Here is a 234-nt window from a genome sequence, read left to right on the forward strand (position 1 = left end):
GAGAAGTCTTCGAGCGTCTCGCCCGCGGCCAGGGTGACGTACGCCTTGCGATAGCCATTACGGACACCGGAGCCATGCGCCGTGCCCTTGGACTTGCCCTTGACGATCAGGACCTCAACGCGATCGACCAACTTCCCGAACAGCTCCTGCACCGCGGTCTTGATCTCGGGCTATGACGCGTCGCTTGCCACATTGAACACGTACTCGATGCGCTCGGCGGCCAAGGCGGCCTTC

At 62.8% G+C, this 234-nt stretch carries 1 pseudogene; it reads right to left on the reverse strand.

Annotated features, from left to right (window positions below):
* Positions 1-234 (reverse strand): annotated as a pseudogene (locus CVH10_RS24670) (50S ribosomal protein L23); the annotation flags it as partial.

This window comes from Halomonas sp. ND22Bw (assembly GCF_003011945.1).
GTDB classification, from domain to species: Bacteria; Pseudomonadota; Gammaproteobacteria; order Pseudomonadales; family Halomonadaceae; genus Halomonas; species Halomonas halophila.